The organism is Sphingobium sp. JAI105, from assembly GCF_015752145.1.
Classification (GTDB): Bacteria; Pseudomonadota; Alphaproteobacteria; order Sphingomonadales; family Sphingomonadaceae; genus Sphingobium; species Sphingobium xenophagum.
On the sequence record NZ_JADOUC010000001.1, the window covers coordinates 243114 to 267326 of the forward strand.

Here is a 24213-nt window from a genome sequence, read left to right on the forward strand (position 1 = left end):
CAGGCTGCCGCGCGACAATCAGGATGAGAGACGCATTGCCTCGCCTGAATTGCTCCTGAGTGTTGTCCAGTTGCCTCATCTAAAATGCTCCCGGCGGTGGCAGGGAGGAAACGATGAGGAAGGTGAGCATGGCAACGCGGAGAGAATTGGTTGAAGCGGTTGGCGAGCGGTATCGGGCGGCCGATCGCACGAGCAAGGGTAAGATTCTCGACGAGTTCGTCGCGGTCACGGGATTGCACCGCAAGCATGCGATGCGGATTTTGCGAGAGAAGGCGCCGTCGCGACAGACGGCGCGTCCCGAGCGCAGGATTTATACCGAGGCGGTGCGAACCGCGCTGATCCTATTGTGGGAGGCGAGCGATCGCCTCTGCGGTAAGCGGTTGCGGCCACTCATACCAATCCTGATCGAGGCCATGGAAGGCCATGGCCATCTTGACCTGGATCCGGAGATCAAGGCCAAGTTGTTGCAGGTGAGCGCAGCAACGATCGACCGGGCGTTGAAGACCGTGAGGGAAAGCAGTCCGAGGCTGCGGCGGCGGGGTGTGGCAGGATCAGAATTGAGGCGCAGCGTTCCGATCCGAACGTTCAGCGACTGGGGGGACCCGGCTCCGGGACATATGGAAGCAGACCTTGTGTCACACAGCGGGCCGATTGCGAAGGGGAGCTGGGCCTGGACGCTTACGCTGACCGATATCGCGACAGGTTGGACCGAGTGCGCACCGCTACTGGTTCGCGAACAAACGCTGTTGGTTGCCGTACTTTCCGAACTACGCAAGTTGATGCCGTTCCCGTTGCTGGGGTTCGATTCTGACAATGACAGTGTGTTCATCAATGAGACCGTACGCGACTACTGTGCCGCGACTGGGGTCACCTTTACCCGTTGCCGGCCCTATCGGAAGAACGATCAGGCCTGGGTTGAGCAAAAAAATGGCTCCGTTGTGCGTCGCCTGGTGGGATATCGTCGGTTCGAGGGACTGGAAGCGGCCAGGTCGCTGGCGGAGTTGTACGCCGCATCCCGTCTTTTTGTGAACTTCTTCCAACCTTCGTTCAAACTGGCCGAGAAGCAGCGGAACGGAGCCAGAGTGTATAAACGCTATCATGCCCCGGCGACGCCGTTCCAGCGCCTGATGGATGAGCCCCGGACCAGCGAGCAGACACGTCAGCAGCTTCGGCACATCGCTGCCGGGCTGGATCCGGTTCGGCTGCTGCGCGACATCCGCATGGCGCAGCAAAAACTGGTGATCCTCGCTGATGCGGTGGCCTCGGCGACACCGGCGGGGACAGCGTCGCCCCCGCCGCTGGATGCGTTCCTGTTGAGCCTGAGAACGTTATGGAAAAACGGCGAGGCGCGGCCTACGGCGACAGCGAGACCGCCGCAGAAACGGGGGCGTCGCCGACCAGATCCGCTGGTCCAGGTTGCCGACCAGTTGGAAACCTGGTTCGAGGAAGAACCCTGGCGCACCGGACGGGAGTTGTTGGAAAGGCTCCAGGCCGAGCAACCGGGAAATTACCCCAATGGTCTCCTTCGGACGGTCCAACGTCGGCTGAAAGGCTGGCGCACTGAAAAGGCACGTGCCCTCGTGTTCAGTCATATGCCTGCGGTAACCAGCGAAGGCACAGCAGGCACGATGGCCATGATAAGCGCTGCGTGACGGGTGGCCGCTCCGCCTCGCCTACGGCTCGGCTGCACGGCCACCCGTCACGCAAGTATCGCCATGACTGGCTATGTCCTGTAGGGAACATTTACGTGAGGCAACGATCACTCCATTCGGGAGCATTCCTCCGTGAGGCAATACGGACCTTCGCGACAATCAAGTCCAACGAGGAAATGTCGCGCAGCGACAATCAAACCTGCGAGTAGCGCTTGCCAGCGTCAATCAAAGCAGGCACCACTTGAAAACCGCGACGATCAGTTCTCATCCTGATTGACGGAAACTTCTCATCCAGATCGCCGCGCCATAGCCAGGCTATGGCGAAGGACGTGCGATCCTACATACGGGCCGGGCGGTGTGACGCCGGTCGCGGCGAAGGCATCCTGCAATATGGTGTTGATGACCTGCCCATCCTTGAAGGGGCCATTTGGCGCCCGCAACGAGACGAACAGCGTCCGTGATGCCGATACGCGCTCCTGACGGATATAGGCTGCGATCGCTTCTCCAACATCCGGCGGCACAGGCATGCGATCATGGCGCTGGCCTTTGCCCCGGACCAGCAACTCACCAGCGCGCCAGTCGATATCGTCAAGCTGGATGGCGATCACCTCCGGTGCCCGCAGCCCGAGCCGCGCCATCATCAGCAGCATCGCATGATCGCGCAGTCTATGCTTCGGATTATCGCGGACCCATGCGAGCAGGGCTTCGATCTGCTCAGGGGACAGGAAGCGCGGCAGCCTCGCACCCCAGCGCTGGGCGACGGTCGGCACGCACAGCGCAAGGTTGGTTTCCGTGACGCCGCGCTGGAACAGATATTGGAAGAAGCTGCGCAGGTGGGTAGCGGCGGTTTTGTCGCGATAGGGACCTTTTCTCCCCAGCAGATACTGAAGGAAGGATATCACATCGCCTGCGCTGATCGCCGCGAGATCGGTTTCGCCGCTGCCGAATCGATGGTCGAGGAAGCGGTCGGCAAAGCGCCAGGAATGGTAGATCGTACGCGGACTGATCCCGCGCTGCCTCACCAGATACTCTTCATAATCGACGCGCAACGCTGCACGGGCGATCTGCCCCGGTGTCGCGACCGGAGTTGGCACCGTGCCGTTGGTGATAAGATGGGCGACGAAGCGCCGCGCGATATTCCGGCATTTGTTGGGCTCGCGCCGGTTGCGTTCGTCATTGCGAACCAACTCGGCTGCCCGTTCCGCTGTCAGATCTTGTGGCGATATTCCGGCGGCTTCGATCAGGGATACCAAGCGCTTCAGCAGGACCAGATAGGCCTTTATCGTTTGAGGCTTGTAGTTTTCGGCGGTCAGCCGCTCCATGAACGTAGCGATATCTCGGTCGAACTGGGATTGCAGGTCGTTCGGCATTTTTCGTGCTCCTTCCTATGGAAGCACGATCCGACCCTTGCGACCGCCCCGACCGCAATACTATCGTCAGCTCGTCATTGCCGATTACGGCATGACAATCATGATCTTTGTTGCGGGCGGGACGATATGAAGAAGGCGACCAAGGGGCCAAACATCAAGACTGCTTAGCTGCTGGGACGAGTTCTGCCATCACCACCCGAGCGAGCGGTGAAAGCGTTACGCCTGCGGGATGAACAACGCACAAGTCCTGCCGTGCGGCGCGCCATTCGATCACGTCGAGTGGTAGCAGGGGCGTGCCCTGCATCAGCGCGTCGGGACTGCTTAGCCAGATGGCATCGCTCGTTCGCGTCACCTTCTCCAGGATAGTAAAATTCTCGCAGGTTATCGTAGTCGCGGGCGCGCGCAAACCTCCGTCAGACTGAAAAAAAATGTCATTCCCTTTGGCACCCGTAGCGATGGGATAAGGGGCAAGGTCCGCGATACTAAGACCCGCTCGACCTGCCAGCGGGTGCCCGGTGCGGACCAGAAAGGCCAGCCGTACGTCAGCGGTCGGTCGCACGACCATGTCGATATCGGGCGGTACAACTAGTCGGGAAACGATGCATAGTTCTATCCGTCCACGCCGAAGCTGGACAAAAAGCGCGCTGGCCGCATCGATGACCGTCTCGATCTGAACGGCGGGTCTCTCGCGCGCAAAGCGGGATAGCAGCCCAGGCAGTATAAGTTCCGCCGCCAGCGGACCTGCGCCAAGCGCGATAGATCCCGATTGTGCATCGATCCGTCGGCGCATGCTGAGGCCAAGCCTCTCAGCGTGCGCGAGCAACCCTTGCGCTTCGGCGATGATCCCCGAGCCCAGCACCGTCTCAGTCAAGCCGCGCCTGTTCCTGTCGAATAGCCGGACGCCACATTCGGCCTCAAATTGCGCGATGCTGCGACTAAGCGCTGGCTGGGTGATATTGAGCATGCCTGCCGCCCGCGAGAAACTGCGTAGCTGCGCGACGGTAACCACATGCCGCAGTTGTCGCAGATCGAATCTCATGCCTAAAAGGTATCACAGAGCCGTAGAGAATGCATTATACTAATACTAAAAAATACTTAGGATCTTTGGTTAGAAGAGGATCCCTGATGCCCTATGCCTCCTATCTTTATGCAGCGACTGCACTCATCCTGGTGATAGAGATCATCGCAGGTCGCCACCGGGGCATTTATGACAGGTCGACCTGGTTCGTCACGCTCGGCTGTCTCGTCGGTGCTGCAATCAGCCGACCGCTGTCCGCCGCGCTCATCGCCACAGTCACTGCCCTGCTGCTTCCCGCTTATCAAGGCGGGCTGTCCGGGATAGCACTGCTTCCCGCATTTTTGGGCGTGTTCACGCTCACCGAATTTGCCTTTTACTGGGCGCATCGGTGGTCGCACGAGTCAAAGGGCAAGCGGCACGAATGGTTTTGGAAGCTTCATCGCACCCACCATTCAGGAAAGTTCATGAATGTTGGCGTGACGATACGAGTTAACAGCTTTTGGGCATTCGTCGTACCAACACCCTGGGTTCTAGGAATCGCGACCTATCTTGGACTTGGGCAGGCGGCTGGCCTGACTATTTTGGTGATCTATGGTTGGAATCTGATCACGCATGCTCACTTTCGCTGGGACGATCCCATTCGCCGTCACCGCATTTTCGGAAAGCCGTTCCGGGCGCTCGAACATCTGCTGGTGTCACCCGGCATGCACCACTCGCATCATGGCTATGGCAAGGACGGTGGAAATTTCCGCAATTATGCAGTTACGCTTTCCGCGCTGGACTGGATGTTCGGCACGCTACACATTCCGGAAGGCAGGCCATGGAAATATGGCGTGCCCGGTCCCAACGCGCATTGGGCGGAAGAAGCCTTCTACCCGATCGTCGGAAGGGGCACGCGGACGGATGCGCCGAAGTTTAGAAAGAATTCGACGTCAGAAAATCGCACTACGATGTAAAGAGTCCCATGGCACGACTCAATAACGACGAGCACCGCTCACGGTGATGATATGAAAATCACAGGGTAGCATCAAAGCGGGACCGGCAGGAATCTGCCCGGTTCTGTGATGCATATCTCCCATGTAGAATGGCCGCAGCGCGCCTCTGCCGGGTGGGCAGCCATTCCCCAGAAGCGGGAACTCGGGACGGCAGGCAGTCACCAAAATCAGACACGACAGCCGATGTCGAAAAGCTCTGATTATGCCGAACCGCTGCAAGGCTGATCCGCGGAAATCCGCCGTTCTGAAACGCTATGCGGCATAATCCGGCGCTCGGCATAATGCGAGTTATGCCGATATCGGCATAACGGGCATTGGAGCGGAGCAAAGAAGAGGCTGGACCGTGATTTGTCGGGCGGCTTTGGCAGCAACGCCTACGCCCGCGAAGAACTCGTTGCCGAAATGTCCAGCGCCTTCATCTGCGCGGCGCTCGGCATCGTCCCGACTGTTCGTCACGAGGATTATATAGCAGCGTGGATCGCGCTTTTAAAGGAGGATCATTGCGCGATCTTCCGGGCCGCAAGCCATGCCAGCAAGGCCGCTGACTATATCCTCGCCTTCGATCCCCGCGAGGCGGATAGCGATGCACTGGATGGGACGCTGACCGCCGAGACGCGGCGAGGGGTGGCGGCATGATGCTTCTTACCCCCGAAATTCGCCCAGCCTTGGTCGCGACCGCCGCGCGGGTGCGGACATCTCGTAACCCCGGCCTACCGAAATTCCGCCCACATCGGACGGATGAGCGCGCCGCTCTTTTCGGCGCATGTATCCGACCCGCTCACCCTCCTACGCCAGACGACAAGCGGGCCGGTTCACCCTCAAGGAGCGAAAGGTCATGAAACTCGCACATTATGATTCGCACAAGCTCAGCCTGTCTAAAACCAACATGCGGCACAGCCGCAAGCGGCCCGATGTCTGCGACATCCTGCCCTCCATCAAGGCGCGCGGCGTCCTCGTCCCGCTCATCGTGCGCCCCATTCTTGGCGGGGCAGAGGACGTGGCGGAGATCGTCGCGGGCTATCGCCGCTGGACCGCCGATGCCCTCGCCCGGAGCGAGGGAATCGACCATGGCCCGCTGCCTTGCGCCATTCTTGAACCGGGCGATGACGCCGCCGCGATCGAGGCGTCATTGCTCGAAAATATCGCGCGGCTGGACCCCGGCGAGGTCGCGCAATGGGGCACGTTCGTGCGTCTCACCAAGGAGGGACGCACCATCGAACAGATCGGCCAGACCTTCGGCCTTACCGATCTTTATGTCCGCCGCATTCTCGCCTTGGGCAATCTCCATCCCCGCATCCGCGAATTGTATCGCGCCGATGAGATCGACGCGCGAACCGCGCGGCATCTGACGCTTGCCAGCAAGACGCAGCAAAAGGACTGGCTGGCGCTGCGCGACGATGCGGACAGCTACGCGCCCACGGGACATCATTTGCGGGCATGGCTGCTGGGCGGCGCGGAGATTGCCACCAAGGCCGCGCTGTTCCCGCTCGACGACTATAAGGGGCGGATCGTCACGGACCTGTTCGGTGAGAATGGCTATTTCGCCGATGTCGACGCGTTCTGGGCGATGCAAAATGAGGCCATCGCCGCTGATCTGCCCCCACCGAGTGGACCGATTGGTTTGTTAGTGCATTAAGCTCATCGCCGCCATATCCGGGTGGAGGTGGAGCGAAGCGGAACCGGAGGCCGGATATGGCGGTGTCGCCGTTTCCGGGGCCGGTGGTCGATAGCCCAGGCTGCTATGCGGGCGGACGGTGTTGTAATGCCGCCGCCAGGCTTCGATCAGCACTTTGGCCTCGGCAAGGCTGTAGAAGATCTCGCCGTTGAGCAGTTCGTCGCGAAGCGACCCGTTGAAGCTTTCGTTATAGCCATTCTCCCATGGTGAACCCGGCGTGATGTAGAGCGTCTTCACGCCGATCTGCCCCAACCATTTCTGGACGGCAGTCGCGATAAATTCGCTGCCATTATCGGACCGTATATGCGCCGGTGGCCCGCGCGAGATGAACAGGTCGGCGAGCGCTGCCAGAACATCCTCATGCTTGAGCTGCCGCGCGACGATGAGCGCCAGGCACTCCCTGCTGGCCTCGTCGATGATCGTCAAAATGCGGAACTTGCGCCCGTCATGCGTGCGCCCTTCGACGAAGTCGTAGGCCCATACATGACCTGGATATTCGGGCCGCAGGCGGATACAGGATCCGTCGTTGAGCCATAGGCGTCCGCGCTTTGGCTGGCGCAGCGGAACCTTCAGCCCCTCACGCCGCCAGATCCGCTCAACGCGTTTATGGTTCACCGTCCATCCCGCATGGCACAGCAATGCCGTCACCCGGCGGTAGCCATAGCGACCATATTGCTTCGCCAAAGCGATGATATCCTCTGTCAGTGCCTGTTCGTCATCCGCCCCGCGCGGCACCTTGCGCTGTGTCGATCGATGCTGACCCAGCACCCGGCATATCCGTCGCTCGGACACCGGAAGCTCTTGTCGCAAATGATCGATGCAGCGCCGCCGCCGCGCAGGGCTCAGAAGTTTCCCTTGGCAGCCTCCTGCAGGATCAACTTGTCCAGCGTCAGGTCCGAAATCGCCCGGCGAAGACGCTGGTTCTCTTTCTCCAAATCCTTCATCCGCCGCGCCTGGTCGGTCTTCAGCCCGCCATATTCCTTCCGCCAGCGATAATAGGTCTGCTCGCTGACCGCGATCCGCCGGCAGGCCTCCGCTGTCGAGGCCCCCTGCGCCAGCACAATCTCAACTTCACGCAGCTTGCCGATAATCTCTTCCGGCTTGTGCTTCTTGCTCGGCATTCATTTTCCCCTTCGTGGTCCAGACTATCATAGTCTCTGGGCCACTCAGCAGGGGGCAGATCATGCTGTCGGGAACACGGCTGTTCTTCGCCTTGGGCAGCGGCATGAACCCCGCTTCGCCATCGTCGGGGGAGGCAAATTCCGTGCCGGAAAAGCCCGTATCGGGCGGTCTTTTTGCACCTCTCGACGGTGCGCCGGGAGGCGAGCGATGAAGGGCGTCGCGCGTGGGGGGAGGGAGAAATCCGCTCAAGCCATCCCAGTATCCGGCATGGATCGAGCCGCCTCAAGGACGACGCCAGACATGATTTTTTTCGGCCTGGCGACGCCGGTTCTTCACGCGCCAGCGCATCGCGCGGCCAAAAAAAATCGCGTCCGGCAGCGCCGCTGGCGCGGCCGCTCTGCGGTCCTTGACCCGGCCCGTTCCATGCCAGGTCCGACCTCCTGTCTTTCAGATTCAGGCATAAATCATGGCTTTGGAACAGCATATCGAAGAACTGCGCGCCGAACTTGCGAGCATCACGGACGCCAAGGAATTGCGGCAGATCGAGGCCGAGTTGAAGGCCGCTCTGGCGATGCTGGAATGGCCCGGCTGACGGGCGGCGGTGGCGGCGCGGACAGAGCGTCGCCACTGGCCTTTTTCATGTTCGCTCAGGGGAGCGGGGGAAGGGATCGGGGGCATTTTCGGGGGGAGGGGAAGTAAGGCAAGATCAAAGAAATGGCGCCATGCCCTCTCGCCTCGTCGCCATAAGTCCTTGTCTGCACATCCTTTTCTGGCTTTCGGCCGATGGCGCTATCCTTCGGGTGATGGCGCCATACTCCTTCGAAAGGCGCGGAAATCCGGGATTTTTCATGGCGCTATCGCGTTGTGGGGACCGACCGGGCGTAACTGAATCCAGGAGCCGCCGCCATGTCGGATGATGATGATTTTGAACCCCGGCTGGGCAAGCCGCGAAGCACGCCGATCCGGCGAGGCAGAAGCTATATGAGCCAGGTCTTGCGTGCCGCCAATCTCGCCGGCGGCATCGCCTTGGCTAGGGGAGGGCGCGGCAGGTTCCACGGCAACCGTTCGGGTGTTGGTGTCGGCGTCGGCCGCGTGCTGGCTTCGCGCGACCGCTTCGCTGCCTACCGCCAGCGTCGCGTCGTGGTGAAATCGCGGATCATCCGGTTGAACAGGGGGAAGGGCATGGACGCGGCCCGCGCGCATCTGCGCTATATCCAGCGGGACGGCGTGACGCGCGACGGCTTGTCCGGCCGACTTTATTCCGCCGAGCAGGACAAGGTCGACGGCAAGGCGTTCCTTGAACGGCAGGCAAGCGACCGCCACCAGTTCCGGTTCATCGTCTCGCCGGAGGACGGCCAGCATTATGACGATCTCACGTCGCTGACCCGCCGCCTGATGACGCAGATGGAACAGGATTTGGGAACCAAGCTGGATTGGGTGGCGGTCGATCATTTCAACACCGGCCACCCGCACACTCATATCGTCGTGCGCGGCGTCGATGATCGTGGACGCGATCTGGTTATAGGTGGCGAGTATCTTACGCAGGGCATCCGAGAGCGTGCGGCCGAACTGGTGGCGCTCGACCTGGGGCCGCGCACGGACGTTGAGATCACGGATCGCCTGACCCACGAAATCGAGCAAGAACGATTGACCAATATCGACCGTCGTTTGCTGCGCGACATCGACGCGGAAGGACAAGTGGAAGCCGCTGACCGCGATCCCTTCTATCAGTCCTTGCGAGCAGGGCGATTGCAGAAGCTGGGTCGGCTTGGACTTGCGGATCAGATCGCGCCGGGGCGCTGGCAACTGGCCGAAGGCATGGACGACACGCTTAAACGCATGGGCGAGCGCGGCGACATCATCCGCACCATGCAACGAACGTTCACGGCCAAGGGGCTTGAACGCGCTCCTGCCGATTATGCGATTGCCGACCCCGCCAACATGATACCGATCGTGGGGCGAGTGGTGGAACGCGGACTGTCCGATGAACTCAATGACCGCCATTATCTGATCGTCGATGCGACCGATGGGCGGTCCCATTATATCGATATCGGCAGGAGCGATGCGACTGGTCCGATCCCGGCGGGCACGCTGGTACGAATTGCGCCCAAGCCGATCGCCGCGCGGGCGGTGGACCATACCGTGGCCAGGATCGCCGCCGCCCATGGCGGGCGCTACAGCCTCGACATCCATCTGCGCCATGATCCGGGCGCCACGCAGACCTTTGCTGAAGCCCATGTCCGGCGACTGGAGGCGATGCGGAAGAGCTTGGGCAGAAGCGGAGAGGGCTTCGAGCGCGAGGCGGATGGCACATGGATCATCGCGCCCGACCATGTCGAGCGGGCTGCCGCGTTCGAGGAGCGCCAGGCGAAAGCTACGCCGGTCATCGTCGATACGCTCTGTGCAATCCCGCTCGACCAGCAGGTGGGCAGCGATGGCCTGACCTGGCTCGACCGGCAGCTTGTCGCGACCAACGCCGAGCCGTTGCGCGATGCCGGGTTTGGCCGGGAAGCCCGCGCGGCGCTGGATCGGCGTCGGCAATGGCTGACCGCACAAGGACTGGCGAAGCAGGAGCAGGATCGTATCGTCATCCGCGCAAATCTGCTGGCGACGCTCCAGCGGCGGGAACTCGCGCGTGTTGCAGGGCAGCTTTCCGACGAACTGGGGCTTGGATATGCCGAGGCGAAAGTTGGCGAGCCCATCAAGGGCGTCTATCGCCGCCCGGTCGATCTTGTGTCAGGCCGCTTTGCGTTGATCGAAAAAGCCCGTGAATTTACCCTCGTGCCGTGGCGACCGGTACTCGATCGCCATATCGACAAACAAGTGTCCGGCATCCTGCGGGGCGACGCCATCAACTGGACCATTGGCCGTCAGCGCAGCGGGCCGTCGATTTCCTGACACCGGCGTGAGGAATTTACATGTGAGATATCGGATGCGGCAGAGGCTGGTTGTCCCATGATTGCCGTTCGGCTCTATGTGGCGCGAAGCATGCGTCTTTGACCTACTTTCCCCATCCTCGCCCCATTATCACCACTCAAGTCTCGAAATCGCTTCCCTGGGAGGAATATTACGCTTGTTTCCGTAGACGGACCCAAATCAGACCTTTACGAAAAAATGTGACTTCGCACGGCGGACATTCTGCAAAGGGTTAATCAGCCTGCATCAGGATAATTGATCCGTTGCCACCTTTCGAAGCCTTGATGTCGAAACTGCTCTCCAGGGCCAAAACGAATTCATCGCTTTCTCCAAGCCCGAATCGTCCCGTAATCAAAGTTCCCGCGATCCGGGGATCACCTATGACCAGCGGGTTGGCCCGGTACCTGTTGAATTCCTCTACGACCTCATCAAGCGGTTTTTCCTCGAATTCCAGAAATCCTTCGGTCCAAGCCACGCGCTCTTGTACTAGCGCCGGATCCTGGATGAGTGTCGTGGCAATGCCTGGCCGAATGACCGCCGATGAACCTGCATGGACGTTGACTGGCTCGGCGCCATTATTCGTTACCAACACCACCCCTTCGGTGACGGCCAGCTCCGTCACGCCTTCCTTGCGCCGAATATTGAATTTGGTTCCCAAAACCCTGATTTCGCTGTCTCCAAGGTCGACGAAGAAGGGACGCTTCTCATCCCTGGCGATGTCGAACATGGCTTCGCCACACAGCAACCGGACCTTGCGGCTGTTCCCGTCCATCAAGACATCGAGGCTGGTGTCTCCGTTCATGGAAATGGATGAGCCATCTGTCAGGCGGGCGATCTCGCGTTGTCCCTTCTTCGTGATGCGATGGTCACCAAAAAGCGCGAAATGTGTGGAAATTCCCACACCGGCAACGGCTGCCGCTGCGGCACTGAGCATGGCAGCCGTGACCGCGCGGCGAGACATGACGGGCGCGCGAACAACGGAAACGCCGTTCGATTGAAGAGGAGCCTCGCCACATTCCGCTGCCAAACCTTCTTCGCTCAAGCCTTGGTCGTCAGCGCGCAGACGAATGCGTTCGCCTTTCTTCCAAATATCCGCAGCGGATGCGTAGGCGACGGCGTGGTATGGATGGCTTGCGATCCAGCGATGGGCAGCATCACGATCGGCGGGATCGGTGCTACTTTCAAGCAGGACGACCAGACGCGCGGCTTGCGCCTCGATCGCCTCGCGCTGCACTTTGTCCGGTTGAAGGTTGTTCGACGTCATGATCTTCGTTGTCCATCGTTCCTCGGGCAATATAGGCGAGCGCCCGGCTCAAATGGTTCTCTACTGTAGAGACGGACAAACCCATCTCCGCTGCCACATCCGCTATCGAATATCCTTGAACCCTTCTAAGAATGAATGCGCGCTTTTGCTGTGCGGGCAGCTCTTTCACAAGCTTTTCCAGTCGCCTCAACTCATCACGCGCGTTGAGCATGCCATCGTAGCTGATCGTTCTGCCCAGATCTTCCAGATCAGCCATATAGTCGAAGGATATGATGGCATCCCTGCGGGCCTGGTCGACCAGCAGGTTGCGTGCGATCCGATGCATGAATGCAAGGCCATTGCGGATCTGTCGCCAGTCATCGACGGCGTAAGCGCGTGTGAGAACTTCAGCGAGAATATCGTCGAGATCGACATGTTGAGGCAAAATCCTGCGCAGCCGGCCGCGCACCAGCCCCTGGCAGGGCAGGATCACTTCTTGAAACCATCGGATTTTTTCTGATGGATCGCCCACGTCTCATCCCCCGTCGGAAAGCCGATCCCCTCCTGCCCACAAGGGAAGCGATTGCGCAGGCACATGTCCAGTCACAAAAATTCAATAATTTTTGGACCGGCTTGTGGGGGGAGCCATGAGACCATCCGTCAGAATGGGGGAGAGCAAAAAAGAACGACAGCAGATGGAGAGGTGAAACAGGGGGATCACATTCCATGCGACGCCGTTTATCCGCTTCTTCGCATTCTCTACTTGCGACCTGCGCGCTCGTTTCAATCGCCTGCTCGACCGTTCAGGCCAATGCCGAAGATCATCGCTTCAATATTCCTTCGCAGTCCGTTTCAGGCGCCCTGCAACTTTTCTCCAAGCAATCGGGTTATCGGCTGCTCTTTCCTTCAAGGAGCGTCGCGGATCTGAGGTCGAAGCCCTTGTCGGGCTCCCTTTCCGCTGAGGATGCCCTCAACCTCCTGCTGAGCGACACGCCGCTGCGGATCGCATCCATTCGAGGAAAGGTCATCGCGCTTACCGCGCGCAAGGGTGAGGCCATGGCGATCTCGCGCTTCAAGCTCGCGAAACCCGTCCAGCTTGCAGCATTGCAGCCGGCTGTGGGAATGCTCGCCGCAGCGGCAGAAGCCCCGCCTCCGCCAGTAGACGAGATTGTGGTGGTGGGAAGCCAGATCCGCGGCGCGAAAACGACCGGGGCCCTGCCGGTTTCCGTCGTTGGCAAGGAAGACATAGCTGCAATGGGTGCCGTGTCCGCGAACGACTTGTTCCGCACGCTCCCCCAGGCAAGCGACATGACATTCAACGAGCAGACGCTTGGCGGTGGCAGCCCCAATGCCGCGCGCGGCGATGTGGCTTCGGTCAGCCTGCGCGGCCTTGAACAGGGCAACACCCTCGTTCTCCTGAACGGCCGGCGGATGGTGCTGCACCCGACCTCGCAGACCAGCAACGGCACGCCGGTGCTGACATATAATGTGAACGCCGTCCCCGTTGGTGGTCTGGAACGGGTGGAAGTGCTGCGCGACGGCGCCGCGGCGCTTTATGGGTCCGATGCCGTCGCTGGCGTGGTCAACAATGTCCTCTCGACCGACTTTACCGGGCTGTCCCTCGACGCGACCTATGGGGGCGCCGAAGGCACGGGCATGCGCGAGTTCCAGTTCAATGGAAAATATGGATCCGACTTTGCTGATGGTCGGGGCAATATCAGTCTCATGGCGAACTTCACGCGCAGAACGGCGCTGGAAGTGGGCGACCAGGACTATACCGGGACCAACGATCTGCGATCCTTTGTCGAAGGCACGGCCTTCGAGGGGAACACGGCCTTCGATACCCGCTCGACCAGTTCGTCCTGGGGTGCATTTCGTACGCAAAACGGTTCCGCCGTGCGCAGCAACGGCGCACTGGTCACCAGCGCCGCCGGCGTCTTCCACATCCAGCCCCAGACTAATGCCGGTTGCCAGATCAACCTGTCGACCGCTCCGGGTATCTGTATCGACGACGGCGTCATAACCGGCGCGGCGGATCGCAACCTCAGGGCAGACAATAGTGCGTCTTTCCCCGACATCACGGTGACGCCATCGACGACACGTTTTAATGTCTTCTCGTTTATCAACTACGCGTTGAGCGACAACGTCAAATTCTTCAGCGAACTGGGCTATTATCGAGCCAAATCGAAGGGCTACACGACACCTGGCACACTGCTTGCCACGACACCGATCACCATATCCTCCAGCGCCTATTGGAACCCGTTCGGCGCGGCCGGTTCCGTCAATCGCCTGTCCGGCATTGACGCACCGGCAGAAGGCCTCAATCTCACCACGGTGAACCTGTCGATCCGCGACGCGGGCATGCGGCAGGTCAACGTGACCAATCAGCAGTTCCGCCTGCTCGGCGGGCTCAAAGGCGAAATAGGCAACTGGGACTGGGAGTCAGCAGCGCTCTATTCGGAGGCGACCGTCAAGGACTCCGGGGACGCCATCAGCAACAGCCTGCTCCAGGCGGCGATCAACCGGACTACCGCCGATGCCTATAATCCGTTCAACGGTGGCGACCCTTCCAATCCAAGCGGTCCCGACACGACGCCATCAGCTCAATCGACGATAGACAGCTTCATCGCTACCTCGACCCGTCGCAACAAGACGACCCTCGCCTTGTGGGACGCCAAGGTATCGAACGCTCAGCTCATCGATATCTGGGGGGCGCCGATCGGCATTGCAGCCGGCATCGAATTTCGCCGCGAGACCTACAAGGATGATCGCGACGCCCTGCAGGATGGGTCAACGCCGTTCGTGGATTCCATTACTGGCGTCAGTTATTCCAGCGATCTCCTGGGGGCCAGCTACCGTCCGGACATCTACGGCAAGCGCACGGTCTTTTCGGCTTATGCGGAACTCGCCGTCCCGGTCTTCACGCCGGAAATGGAAATCCCGATGTTCCACGCACTCGAGTTCCAGCTCGCGGGCCGTTACGAGCGCTATAGCGACGTGGGGGACGTGGCCAAGCCCAAGCTCGCCGGCTTCTGGGATCTGCTTGATGGCATCAGGCTGCGCGGTTCCATCTCTGGTGGCTTCCGCGCCCCAAATCTGGAGGTCATCAACACTCCGGTGTCGGAGGGCGTCAACAGCCGTACCGACTATGTTCAATGCGAGGCTGACCTGCGCGCGGGTCGGATCAGCAGTTTCTCCGGCTGCACCAGAAGCTTCGCCGTGCAGCAGCGTCGCGATGGCAACAGCGAACTCAAGCCGGAGGAGTCGACCAGCTGGTCGCTTGGTGCCGTGCTGACGCCTCCGCTGCCCGGCGGCCTTGGCAAGGTAACGCTGACCGTCGATCGCTGGCGTATCAAACAGAAGGGTTCGGTCGGCATCCTCTCGGACGCCACCGAGATCGCCCTCGACTATCTCGCGCGGGTGAATGGCTCCAGCAACCCCAATGTCGTACGCGCGGCAGCTACGGCCGATGATATCGCACGTTATGCAGGCACCGGCATCACGCCGACCGGCGACATTCTTTATGTGGACTCGCGGTACGAGAATCTTCTGCCGCTCGACGTGCAGGGCATAGACTTCGGTTTCAACTACGCGTCTCCCACGACCCCGGTCGGGCGCTTCACCCTGAACTTCAACGCATCCAAACTGATCAAATATTATCAATCCGCCTCGGCCCAGGTGCAGTCCCTGCTCGATGCTATCGCCGGCGGTGAGATCAATGGCGCGATCGGAGTCACTGGTGCGGCCGACCTCGTGCGGCAGGACGGCCATCCGCGCTGGCGCTACTCGGGTACGCTGACCTGGTATAAGGGGCCGGTGCAGGTGGGCCTGTTCACCCAATATATCGGGTCGGTGGAGCAATCGACGGTATTTGATGCGAACGCCAATCCCTATGTCGTGGATTCCCAGCTGACCGGCAATCTGTACGTCCAATATACGCTGAAGAAGGATGGTCTCGGTGGTACGACCTCGATCCAGCTTGGCGCCCGCAACTTCACCAATGAGCGGCCGCCCCTGGCAACGAGCGGCTATCTTGCATCCCTCTATCAGCCGCAGCGGCGCTACTGGTATGCCACCATTCGCAAATCCTTCTGATCAGACCAAATCCATCACGGGAAGTCTTATGTTCAAAACACACAAGCTCTGGTCGACCTGTCTCGTCGCGGCAACGCTTCCCTGCTCCGCCCTTGCGCTGACGCCCAGGGGAAGTGATGCGACACAGGCTGCGGCCATCCACACGCTGCCCGAATTCGTGGAGTTTCTGAAGCTCCCCAACGTCATGCACAAGTCGACTGCGGACATGCGCAAGAATGCCGACTGGGTCGAAGCGGCCTTCAAGCGGCACGGATTTGAAGCACGGCAACTGCCCGATGGCGAGACGCCGATGGTCTTTGCGCAGGCGCCCGGCGCCTCCCCCAAACGCAAGACCGTGCTCTTCTATGCCCATATGGACGGCCAGGCGGTATTCCCGAAAGACTGGGATCAGGCCGATCCATTCCGGCCCGTGCTGAAACAGAAAGGCACCGACGGAAAACTGGCCCCGATCCCCATCGAAAAGATCACCCAGGGCGGCGCTGTCGATCCGGAATGGCGTCTGTTCGCCCGGTCGGCAGCGGATGACAAGGCGCCAATCATGATGCTCATGGCCGCGATGGATGCCCTGAAGGCGCAAGGCAAGACGGCTGGGATCAACATCAAAATCATCATCGATTCGCATGAAGAAGGCGGACCGCCCACGCTCAAGGACGTCGTCCAGAATAATCTGGAACTGCTCAAGGCCGATGCCGTCGTCATGCTGGATGGCCCCATGCATCCCAGCAACAAGCCCACGCTCGTCTTCGGTCACCGGGGCGGCATGGGGTTCGATCTTACCGTCTTTGCCGGCAATAACGACGCCCATAGCGGGCATTTCGGTAATTTCCTGCCGGATCCCAGCTTTGCCCTTGCCCACCTCCTCTCGAACATGCGCGACATGGATGGCCGGGTTCTCATTCCCGGCTTCTATGATGGCGTGGACATGAGCCCGGCCATGAAGAAGATATTGGCGGCCGTACCGGATGATGAGGCCGCCATTCGCGCCCGTATCGGCATCGCGCGCAACGAGAAGGTCGGCGACAATTATCAGGAAGCGATGAACTATCCGACGTTCAACATCACCTCGATGATTTCGGGGCAGCCGGGCAGCAGGCGGTCCGTCATTCCAGCCTTCGCAACCGCCAGCGTCAGTTCCCGCACCGTCCCTGGCACGCCGCCCGAGCGCCAGATCGCGCTTGTCCGCAAGTGGGTGGAAGCTCAGGGCTATCATCTGGTTGAGAGTGAGCCGACCGATGAAGAACGCGGCAAATTCCCCCTGATTGCCGCAATCAAGGGAGGTGGCGGCATGCCTGCCCTCATGACGCCGCTCGACGCCGCCGTCGGCAAATGGGCCGCAGCCGCCTTCACGGATGCATTCGGTCAGGATCCCGTCCGCATTCCGATCATGGGTGGCGGCGTGCCAACCAGGCCGCTTGCCGACGGGCTCAAGGTACCTATCCTGCTCATACCATTGGTGAACGCCGACAATAACCAGCACGCAGCCAATGAAAATCTGAGACTTGGGAATTATACGTCCGGAGTGAAGAGCCTCTACGCTCTTTTTGTCGCCGATTTTGCCGACTGAGTTTTACTGGAGCAGCTTGCAACGCTGCCTCAAACCGACCCTTTATTGTCGTATAGTAGACAGGTCTTGGTCTCCATGTGCCGACGGACTGCTCTCTCCAGAAACAACGGCGGCATTTGTTTGGAACAGAACTTTAGGCGGACGAAGAGACGGCGATTACCTGGTCAACGCCGGAGCCGGTATCATCTTCCAACTCCAGCCTGCCCTGACCACCGCGCCGATGATGGCGGCGATCAGCATGACGTCCGCGGCCAAAACAACAGGATTTACCAGACCCCGCAATGCTGCGTGTACGAACAAGGTGGCGACTGTCGCAATGGCTAGCGCGATCCGGAAGGAGGCCGTCGCCTTGCCTGCCGTGGGTATGATAAGAGCCGCCGCCCAGCATGAAGCAGTAAGCATCCAGTAGCTTGCAATCGCCGGAACCTGACCAAGTAGCGTGAGCAGGGCGACCATGACGATTACTGTCGGCTGTCCCCAGATCAATGCTACCCACAAGCGTTCCAGCCGCGGCGTAGCGCGCCCCTGTTCGCGACGTCTGGCCAGCCAGACATTGCCGCCAGTCGCGACGATCAGGGTCAATCCCATACCAAGCAGGGCATAGATGATCTTGAGCGGGACACCTCCATAGGTGCCATAATGGAGCGGGGTAATCATGCCATATATACGCATTCCCGCATTGCCGTCCGTTAAGCCGGCCCGCCACTTGAAACGACCGTCGCCATTGAACAGTAAGGCCTCGTTGCGCGCAAGATGACGCGGGGCCGCCACCATGACGCGGACCTGTTGGCCAGCGGTGCCGGCATGTTCGATCGCCAGCTGGGTCACGGTCGCGCCGGGTGCCCGCAACTGGATCTCGCGCAGTATCCGCCTGATGTCGGGCGGCGGCGCGGCACGGGTATCCGCACCAGCCTGCGGACCGAGCAGCGAGGCGATCGCCTTTTCCTGATCGCCCTTATAGGCGACCATGGCAAGAATGATGGTGATGAGGCCGGCAAGGCCCAGCAGCGATCCCGTCAGGGCCACGATCAGATGGAAGGGCAAGGCCCAGACGCCCACGCGATTATGCAGGTCGGCATTGGTCAGCCGCCGTGATCCACCCCAACGCAGGCGAAAGGCGTCTTTGATGATGCGCCGATGGGCCAGCAGGCCGGTGACGATGCTGGCGAGCAGGATCGTGCCGAATATGCCGACGATATAGCGCCCGATCGCACCCGGCAGGGTCAGATTGAAATGCAAAAGCTGCATGAATTCCAGCCAGGGCGTTTCCGCGCGCGGCACCAGTTGCCCCGCCGCATCGACATTCCAGTCGCGATGATCGCCCTTCTCGCCATGGCCGGACACGGTCATTCGCGGCAGCTCGTCCGTGGGCATCTGTACATATATGTCATGCGCCACGCCCGCCACCTGCGCTTCGGCTAGCGCGCGGAAGGAGATGGTTGCGATGTCCGGGTCCGACAGGCTGGCGATGGCCGGCGCGTCCGGGCGCTCCCAGATCGTAAGCTGATCGACCAGTACCAGGATCGATCCAGTCAGGCACAGAACATAGATGATTGCGCCGAACAAAACACCGAGCAGACCATGGCCCCCCATGGCGGCGCGGGTGAGGCTCTTGGGTATCTGCATGTGTCAGGCCGTGATGAAGGTGATGCCCGCGCTGGTCACAGCGAGGCCGAGGAATACGCCGATCTGCAAGGACAGACGGCGGTCGCAGGCCGTCCAGGCGATCGCCCCGCACCAAAGCGAGGGCATGGCGAGGGCCGCGAGGATAAGGCGCGTCTGTTCCGCCAGCGGCGCACGGGTGGCGAACAACATGGCAAGGCCGATGGCGGCCGCGAAGCCCAGCAGCCCTGCCGTGAGTGCGCGAGCAATGCCCCGACCGTAGCTGCGCGGCGGTAGGGGCGGCGCAGTCCGATCGCGTATAGCCTGCGCCGGCCGTACCTCGATGCGAGTGAGGATAAAGGCGAAAGCCAGTAATGCTGCCGTTTCCAGCGCGAGCGCTATGCCGATCTCCGCGCCGAAGGCAGCGATCCATGCCCAGGTCGATAGGCTCCATAGCGTAGCGGCGGCCACGCCGGCGCGCCAGTCCAGCGCATGGCGTACCCAGGCCCGCCAGCACAGCAGGATGCCGGCCAGCGACGCGACAAGCGCGGTGATAATCAAAAAAGCCGCCCCATGACCTTCCTCCTGCTTCGATCATATTGCTATTGACATTGACTCGCAACAACAATGTTTTTAGGGCGCCCGCATCTTATGGGGGATTGATCATGTTCATGCGCATCTTCGGTACGACCTTGTTGCTCGTCGGCACGGCACCTTTAGCCTATGCGCAGGAGGCGGCGGACGCCAATCCCACCGGTTCGGGGGCATACCACAGCGAAATCATCGTCACTGGTCAGAAGACCAAGCGCACGTTGCAGGAAACCCCGGCCAGCGTCGCGGTGGTCACTGGCGAAACCATCAGCAATCAAAATTTGCTCAGCGTCTATGACATATTGGAGCGGACCCCCAATCTGGCGGTCGACGGTAACAAGACGACCTTTTCGATTCGCGGCATCGACGCCTTTAGCGTGTCGGGCGGCGGCGACGGCGCCCTGGCCAGCGTCTATCTGGACGGTGCAGTCATGCCGCGCACGGCGCTGACCGCCGGGCCGCTCGACCTCTACGACATCGCTCAGGTGGAAGTCTTCCGCGGCCCCCAGTCGACGGTACAGGGTCGCAATGCGCTGGCTGGTGCGGTCATCATCCGCACCACCGATCCCAGTTATGAATGGAGCGGCCGCTTCCGCGCATTGATGACCCACAAGGATGGCCAGCGCCGGGTCGGCGCGGCTATTGGCGGGCCGCTGGTGGACGGGCAGGTCGCCTTTCGCGTCGCCGGCGAGATCGCGCGCGCCGACGGCCTGATCCACAATGTCACTACCCATCGGGATGCCGATCGCCGCGAATCGGAAACGGTCCGGGCCAAGCTGCTGCTGACGCCTGACTTCCTGCCGGACCTGCGTATCGTCGCCACCTTCATGCACGACCGGCACCGGCGCGGCATATTCTACAGCGAGTTCGACGCCCCCTATGATGGCAAAGACCGGATCGCCACGGAAGATGTGATGGACGATCAGACGGTGAGGAGCGACATCGGCACGATGGAGATTGGCTATGATCTGGGCGGCGGCCTCAGCCTCACCTCCGTCACCAATTACAGCGACATCCGGTTCCGGTCGGTTGGCGATCCCGATCGCGGTCCGACGCCGGGCCAGACCAGCCGCGTCTATGACCCGGACAAGACCTTCCAGCAGGAATTGCGCCTCAACATCGACAAGAGCTGGGTCCATGGCCTGATCGGCGGCTATTATCTGCGCGACGACAATCGCGGCTATCAGTTCGAGGCGACGCAGGGCTTGAATCTCACCCGCCTGGGCGTCGACCGGCAGTTGCTGGCGATGGGTCTGCCGCAGGCCACGGTCAACGCCGTTCTCAATCTCTACGGCGGGGTCGTGCCGATCCGCAACAGCCTGTCGCAGCCGCGCCTTACCGAAAATTATGCTGGCTTCGCCGACCTGACGTTCCCGGTCACGGATCGCCTCCGCGTCAATGTCGGCCTGCGCTACGACCATGAAACGCAGGAACGCGGTGCGATCCAGACCGTGGTGATCGACCGGACGCTGCCCGATCCCGCCAATCTCCCGGTTCCGGCATTGGCACCGATCATCACGCAACTAAACGTGATTCTGCGGGCAACGGCCGCAGGCGCTAACAGCATCGAACCGGTGCGCCCCGTCACCTATCAAGCTTGGCTGCCCAAGGTGGGCCTGACCTATGATTTCGCGCAGGACGTGTCGCTCAGCTTCACCGCCCAGCGCGGCTATCGTGCCGGGGGTTCGGGTCTCAACCAGCAGCGCGCGGAAACCTATGACTTCAATCCGGAATATACCTGGAATTATGAGTTCGCGCTGCGATCCGAATGGTTCAATCGCCGGCTGACGCTTAACGCCAATGCCTATTGGATCGACTGGAAGGACCAGCAGGTATCGGTCCAGTTGACCCCCGGCGCCGTGTTCGACACGCAGGTAGTGAACGCGGGCAAGTCGCGCCTCTACGGCTTCGAGGTGGAGTTGAGCGGTCGGCCGACGCAGACGCTCAACCTCTATGCCGGCGCCGGCTACAGCAACACCAGGTTCCAGGAATTCAACGTCACCATCGGATCGCTATCTGCTGCTGCGCAAGGCAATGAGTTTGCACGCGCCCCGCATTGGACCGTGTCGGGCGGCGCGACCTTCCACCATCCCAACGGCTTGTTCGCCAACCTCAACGCAAATTATCGCAGCGCCTATTATCAGGACACAGTCGACCAGATGTTTCGCGACATCCCCGGCCGCACGCTGGTCAATGCCAAGATTGGCTGGCAGGGCGAACATTTCGGCGTCTTCCTGACCGCGAGCAACATCTTCGACGTGCAGAAGCCCAGCCAGTTCTTCACCGATTTTGACGGCCGCGTCCGGGGCACGCTCATCGAACCGCGTATCCTGGGCCTGAATTTCGAAGGGCGTTTCTGAGCTGAACGTCAAGGGCCACAATGCGGGTGCGGAGATCTTTGCCTCGCGCAGTGCCTGTTTACGAAAACATGGAACTCCTATCAAAAAGGAACATAGGCCCATCGCAGACGTTCGGCCGCCGTTTTCCACTCCCCAAGTGCAGAGCAGCCGCTTTTCCATCCCGCCGGTGCAAGATGGCCGCTAGCTGACTGGAGCTTCCGGGCGTTCCACCGAAGGAAGCGGTCATCACCTGCGGATCTTTCGGAAGTTCCATCCTGGCCGCTGACCGGCAATCGGCTTTTGACGAGGTAGCCTGTGGATCGAGTAGTATGATATCCCACGGGGCACTATGGGGTTGTCGTCGCGCCGCCGCTAGTTGTACCGGCCACGCAATCGCCGTGCGAGAAAGGAACATCAATCGTGATGCCACGTGCCGCCATCCAGCAGATTGCACGCATGGTTCGGGACGATATCCGCTCGGGCGAACTCTCGCTCGGGGCCCACAGCGTCGGGGATATGCTAGCCGCGCAACCCGATGCTTTACTGCTGATCGTCGACCTCACCGGTGCCGAAGGGCGCAAGAAGCGGCCTGACGCAACGATGCATCACGCCTATTCGTTCATGCTTGGCCAAGCTCTCGAGCAGCTACGTCAGCGAAGCGAAGCCGGCAACGGCCATGCGACCATGGCCATGCAGAATGTCCGGGCGGCGATCGCTCAGCAGATACGTATCGGCAAGCTCGTGCCGACAGCAGCGATGGCGCTTGTCTCGGCGTTTTCACGGGCCGGGATCGAGGTGGGGGAGGATATACGCAGCGCAATGGATCACGCGATGATCCAGACCGGAGCTGGCCAGCTGAATCTCCCGACGCCCGATGTTGACGAGATGTTGAAGGACTTGGTGAAAGCCTGTGAGGGCGATCCGTTCCTGATCCAGAGCCAGTTCGCCGAATTGACGGCAGCCATGCCTGCCGGGCTGCAACTCAGTCTGTTGGAAGGACTCGTCCTCGCCGAGGATTCCAGCCTGCGCGAGGCCGCGATCGGTTGGCTTCTTGCAGAACCTGCGATCGCTACACCGTTAGCCTCCATGATCGAAGAGGCCGCCCGACGAGGGCTTGTGTCAGCAACGTCGGTTACGAACCTCATGCTGATCCGCAACTGGGTGTCGGAAGATCGGCGCCGTGCGATCGACGCGATCATCAGAGCCGCGCGAGCTGTCGGGTCGTTGCCGGAGAAGCGCCCCGCAATTCAGGTGAGGGAACTTCTGATATCCGAGCGCGATGGGGCGGGAGCCCAAAGCATATTCGCGTCGATCAAGCAGGGCAGAAAGAACGCGCTGGTATCGATTCTGATCAAACAGGGGCATGGTGTGCGGGACGCCTGGGTGGCACACTCGCTAAGCAGGCCCGAGATCGAAGACATGCTCGACCATATTGCGTCCGAGATGCCGCTCCACGAAACGACGGCCGAGGACACGGCCTTCATCCTGAGCAGCGCCCTGGCGGACGGCCCGGCTAGCTCGCCACCCCCGTTTGGCCTCGTTCAGGCTATCACGCTTATCGGGCTCTTGGATGTCGCGTCCAAATTTGTATCGGTGGATGATCTCGTTGCCTTGATGTTCGCGGACGCCGACGCCGCGGTAACCGATGCCAAGGCGGTCGAGAGGGCAGTGCGCGCCTCGGGCCGATGGCTGGCGACCAGCCCTCAGCTCCAATCCTGGTTTGAGAATGGGGACGACGTCGCCGCCGCGATCAAAGGCAAGCGGAAGATCGAAGACCGGATCGCCGCGATTATCGAGAAGGTGCTGGAACCCAAGCGGGCCTACTGGGCCAGCGTCATCGCTTGGAGTGCATTCGCACAGCGCGGTGATGGCCACGGTTCGGACTGGATCGAAATGGCGCTCGTCGCTCGTGAGATGGCTTCGGAACGACCTCTGACCGAGATTCCACTAGCGCGCTTCATCGCCGTGCAAACGGCGGAGGCAGCCTGGAGTTGATCAGCAAACCAACTAGGCGCCGGATGCGCAACGCGG

The 24213-nt window shown here is 60.9% G+C and carries 17 protein-coding genes and 1 pseudogene; 11 read left to right on the forward strand and 7 right to left on the reverse strand.

The genetic code is table 11. The features are described from left to right. Positions 1-113 precede the first annotated feature (113 nt). Positions 114-1652 carry an integrase catalytic domain-containing protein gene (locus tag IWY39_RS01030; protein ID WP_107124880.1) on the forward strand — a complete coding sequence of 513 codons (1539 nt, stop codon included), beginning with the start codon at positions 114-116 and terminating at the stop codon, positions 1650-1652. A gap of 287 nt (positions 1653-1939) precedes the next feature. Here the strand turns inward: IWY39_RS01030 and IWY39_RS01035 are convergent, their stop codons facing one another. Both IWY39_RS01035 and IWY39_RS01040 read right to left on the reverse strand, forming a co-directional pair. Further along, a complete protein-coding gene (locus IWY39_RS01035; protein WP_196871307.1) occupies positions 1940-3022 on the reverse strand; it encodes a tyrosine-type recombinase/integrase in 1083 nt (360 codons plus the stop codon). A gap of 154 nt (positions 3023-3176) precedes the next feature. Next, positions 3177-4061 (reverse strand): LysR family transcriptional regulator, encoded by an 885-nt coding sequence (locus IWY39_RS01040; RefSeq protein WP_107126607.1) that lies wholly within the window; start codon positions 4059-4061, stop codon positions 3177-3179. Between the two features lie 86 nt (positions 4062-4147). Here IWY39_RS01040 and IWY39_RS01045 point away from each other — a divergent pair, with 86 nt between their 5' ends. The 3 genes and pseudogenes from IWY39_RS01045 to IWY39_RS01055 all read left to right on the forward strand — a co-directional run bounded on the left by IWY39_RS01045 (position 4148) and on the right by IWY39_RS01055 (position 6671). After that, a complete protein-coding gene (locus IWY39_RS01045) occupies positions 4148-4996 on the forward strand; it encodes a sterol desaturase family protein (RefSeq protein ID WP_181316908.1) in 849 nt (282 codons plus the stop codon). A gap of 348 nt (positions 4997-5344) precedes the next feature. Further along, a pseudogene (locus tag IWY39_RS01050) lies at positions 5345-5671 on the forward strand (zincin-like metallopeptidase domain-containing protein); the annotation flags it as partial. 199 nt (positions 5672-5870) lie between these two features. Further along, positions 5871-6671, forward strand: coding sequence for a ParB/RepB/Spo0J family partition protein (locus IWY39_RS01055; RefSeq protein WP_107126605.1), 801 nt, complete (start codon positions 5871-5873; stop codon positions 6669-6671). On the opposite strand, the gene IWY39_RS01060 is transcribed toward IWY39_RS01055, so the two are convergent. Further along, positions 6660-7831 (reverse strand): IS3 family transposase gene (locus tag IWY39_RS01060; RefSeq protein WP_107124077.1). Its coding sequence is split into 2 segments (ribosomal slippage): positions 6660-7567 and positions 7567-7831, totalling 1173 coding nucleotides; the frame shifts between segments, so codons are not numbered across the junction. The two genes, IWY39_RS01055 and IWY39_RS01060, sit on opposite strands and share 12 nt — an antisense overlap. Before the next feature lie 62 nt (positions 7832-7893). Here IWY39_RS01060 and IWY39_RS01065 point away from each other — a divergent pair. From IWY39_RS01065 to rlxS, 3 genes are all read left to right on the forward strand, one after another. Further along, positions 7894-8043 carry a hypothetical protein gene (locus tag IWY39_RS01065; protein WP_196871308.1) on the forward strand — a complete coding sequence of 50 codons (150 nt, stop codon included), beginning with the start codon at positions 7894-7896 and terminating at the stop codon, positions 8041-8043. A 255-nt stretch (positions 8044-8298) separates the two neighbouring features. Continuing rightward, the gene (locus tag IWY39_RS24265) at positions 8299-8424 is read left to right on the forward strand and encodes a hypothetical protein (RefSeq protein WP_261376110.1); all 126 of its coding nucleotides are present in this window, start codon (positions 8299-8301) and stop codon (positions 8422-8424) included. A gap of 314 nt (positions 8425-8738) precedes the next feature. Continuing rightward, on the forward strand, positions 8739-10730 hold the full coding sequence (rlxS, locus tag IWY39_RS01070; RefSeq protein WP_107126416.1) for a relaxase/mobilization nuclease RlxS: 1992 nt from the start codon (positions 8739-8741) through the stop codon (positions 10728-10730). A gap of 250 nt (positions 10731-10980) precedes the next feature. On the opposite strand, the gene IWY39_RS01075 is transcribed toward rlxS, so the two are convergent. Both IWY39_RS01075 and IWY39_RS01080 read right to left on the reverse strand, forming a co-directional pair. After that, positions 10981-12012, reverse strand: a complete 1032-nt coding sequence (locus tag IWY39_RS01075; protein WP_107126415.1) for a FecR family protein — start codon at positions 12010-12012, stop codon at positions 10981-10983. Continuing rightward, entirely contained in the window at positions 11930-12523 is a 594-nt protein-coding gene (locus tag IWY39_RS01080; RefSeq protein ID WP_107126414.1) for an RNA polymerase sigma factor, read from the reverse strand. Before IWY39_RS01080 ends, IWY39_RS01075 begins: the two co-directional genes overlap by 83 nt. Before the next feature lie 407 nt (positions 12524-12930). Between IWY39_RS01080 and IWY39_RS01085 the strand changes: the two genes are divergently transcribed. Together IWY39_RS01085 and IWY39_RS01090 are read left to right on the forward strand one after the other, a co-directional pair. Further along, entirely contained in the window at positions 12931-16086 is a 3156-nt protein-coding gene (locus IWY39_RS01085; protein WP_229380815.1) for a TonB-dependent receptor domain-containing protein, read from the forward strand. A gap of 28 nt (positions 16087-16114) precedes the next feature. Then, a complete protein-coding gene (locus IWY39_RS01090) occupies positions 16115-17650 on the forward strand; it encodes a M20/M25/M40 family metallo-hydrolase (protein WP_181316877.1) in 1536 nt (511 codons plus the stop codon). 156 nt (positions 17651-17806) lie between these two features. On the opposite strand, the gene IWY39_RS01095 is transcribed toward IWY39_RS01090, so the two are convergent. Both IWY39_RS01095 and IWY39_RS01100 read right to left on the reverse strand, forming a co-directional pair. Then, complete coding sequence (locus IWY39_RS01095; RefSeq protein WP_107126411.1) at positions 17807-19276, reverse strand: PepSY-associated TM helix domain-containing protein; 1470 nt, start codon at positions 19274-19276, stop codon at positions 17807-17809. 3 nt (positions 19277-19279) lie between these two features. Then, positions 19280-19813 (reverse strand): hypothetical protein, encoded by a 534-nt coding sequence (locus IWY39_RS01100; protein ID WP_107126410.1) that lies wholly within the window; start codon positions 19811-19813, stop codon positions 19280-19282. Between the two features lie 104 nt (positions 19814-19917). On the opposite strand from IWY39_RS01100, the gene IWY39_RS01105 reads away from it, so the two are divergent. Together IWY39_RS01105 and IWY39_RS01110 are read left to right on the forward strand one after the other, a co-directional pair. Next, positions 19918-22203 (forward strand): TonB-dependent receptor, encoded by a 2286-nt coding sequence (locus IWY39_RS01105; protein ID WP_107126409.1) that lies wholly within the window; start codon positions 19918-19920, stop codon positions 22201-22203. A gap of 402 nt (positions 22204-22605) precedes the next feature. Then, positions 22606-24177, forward strand: a complete 1572-nt coding sequence (locus tag IWY39_RS01110) for a hypothetical protein (protein WP_229380817.1) — start codon at positions 22606-22608, stop codon at positions 24175-24177. Positions 24178-24213: the final 36 nt, after the last annotated feature.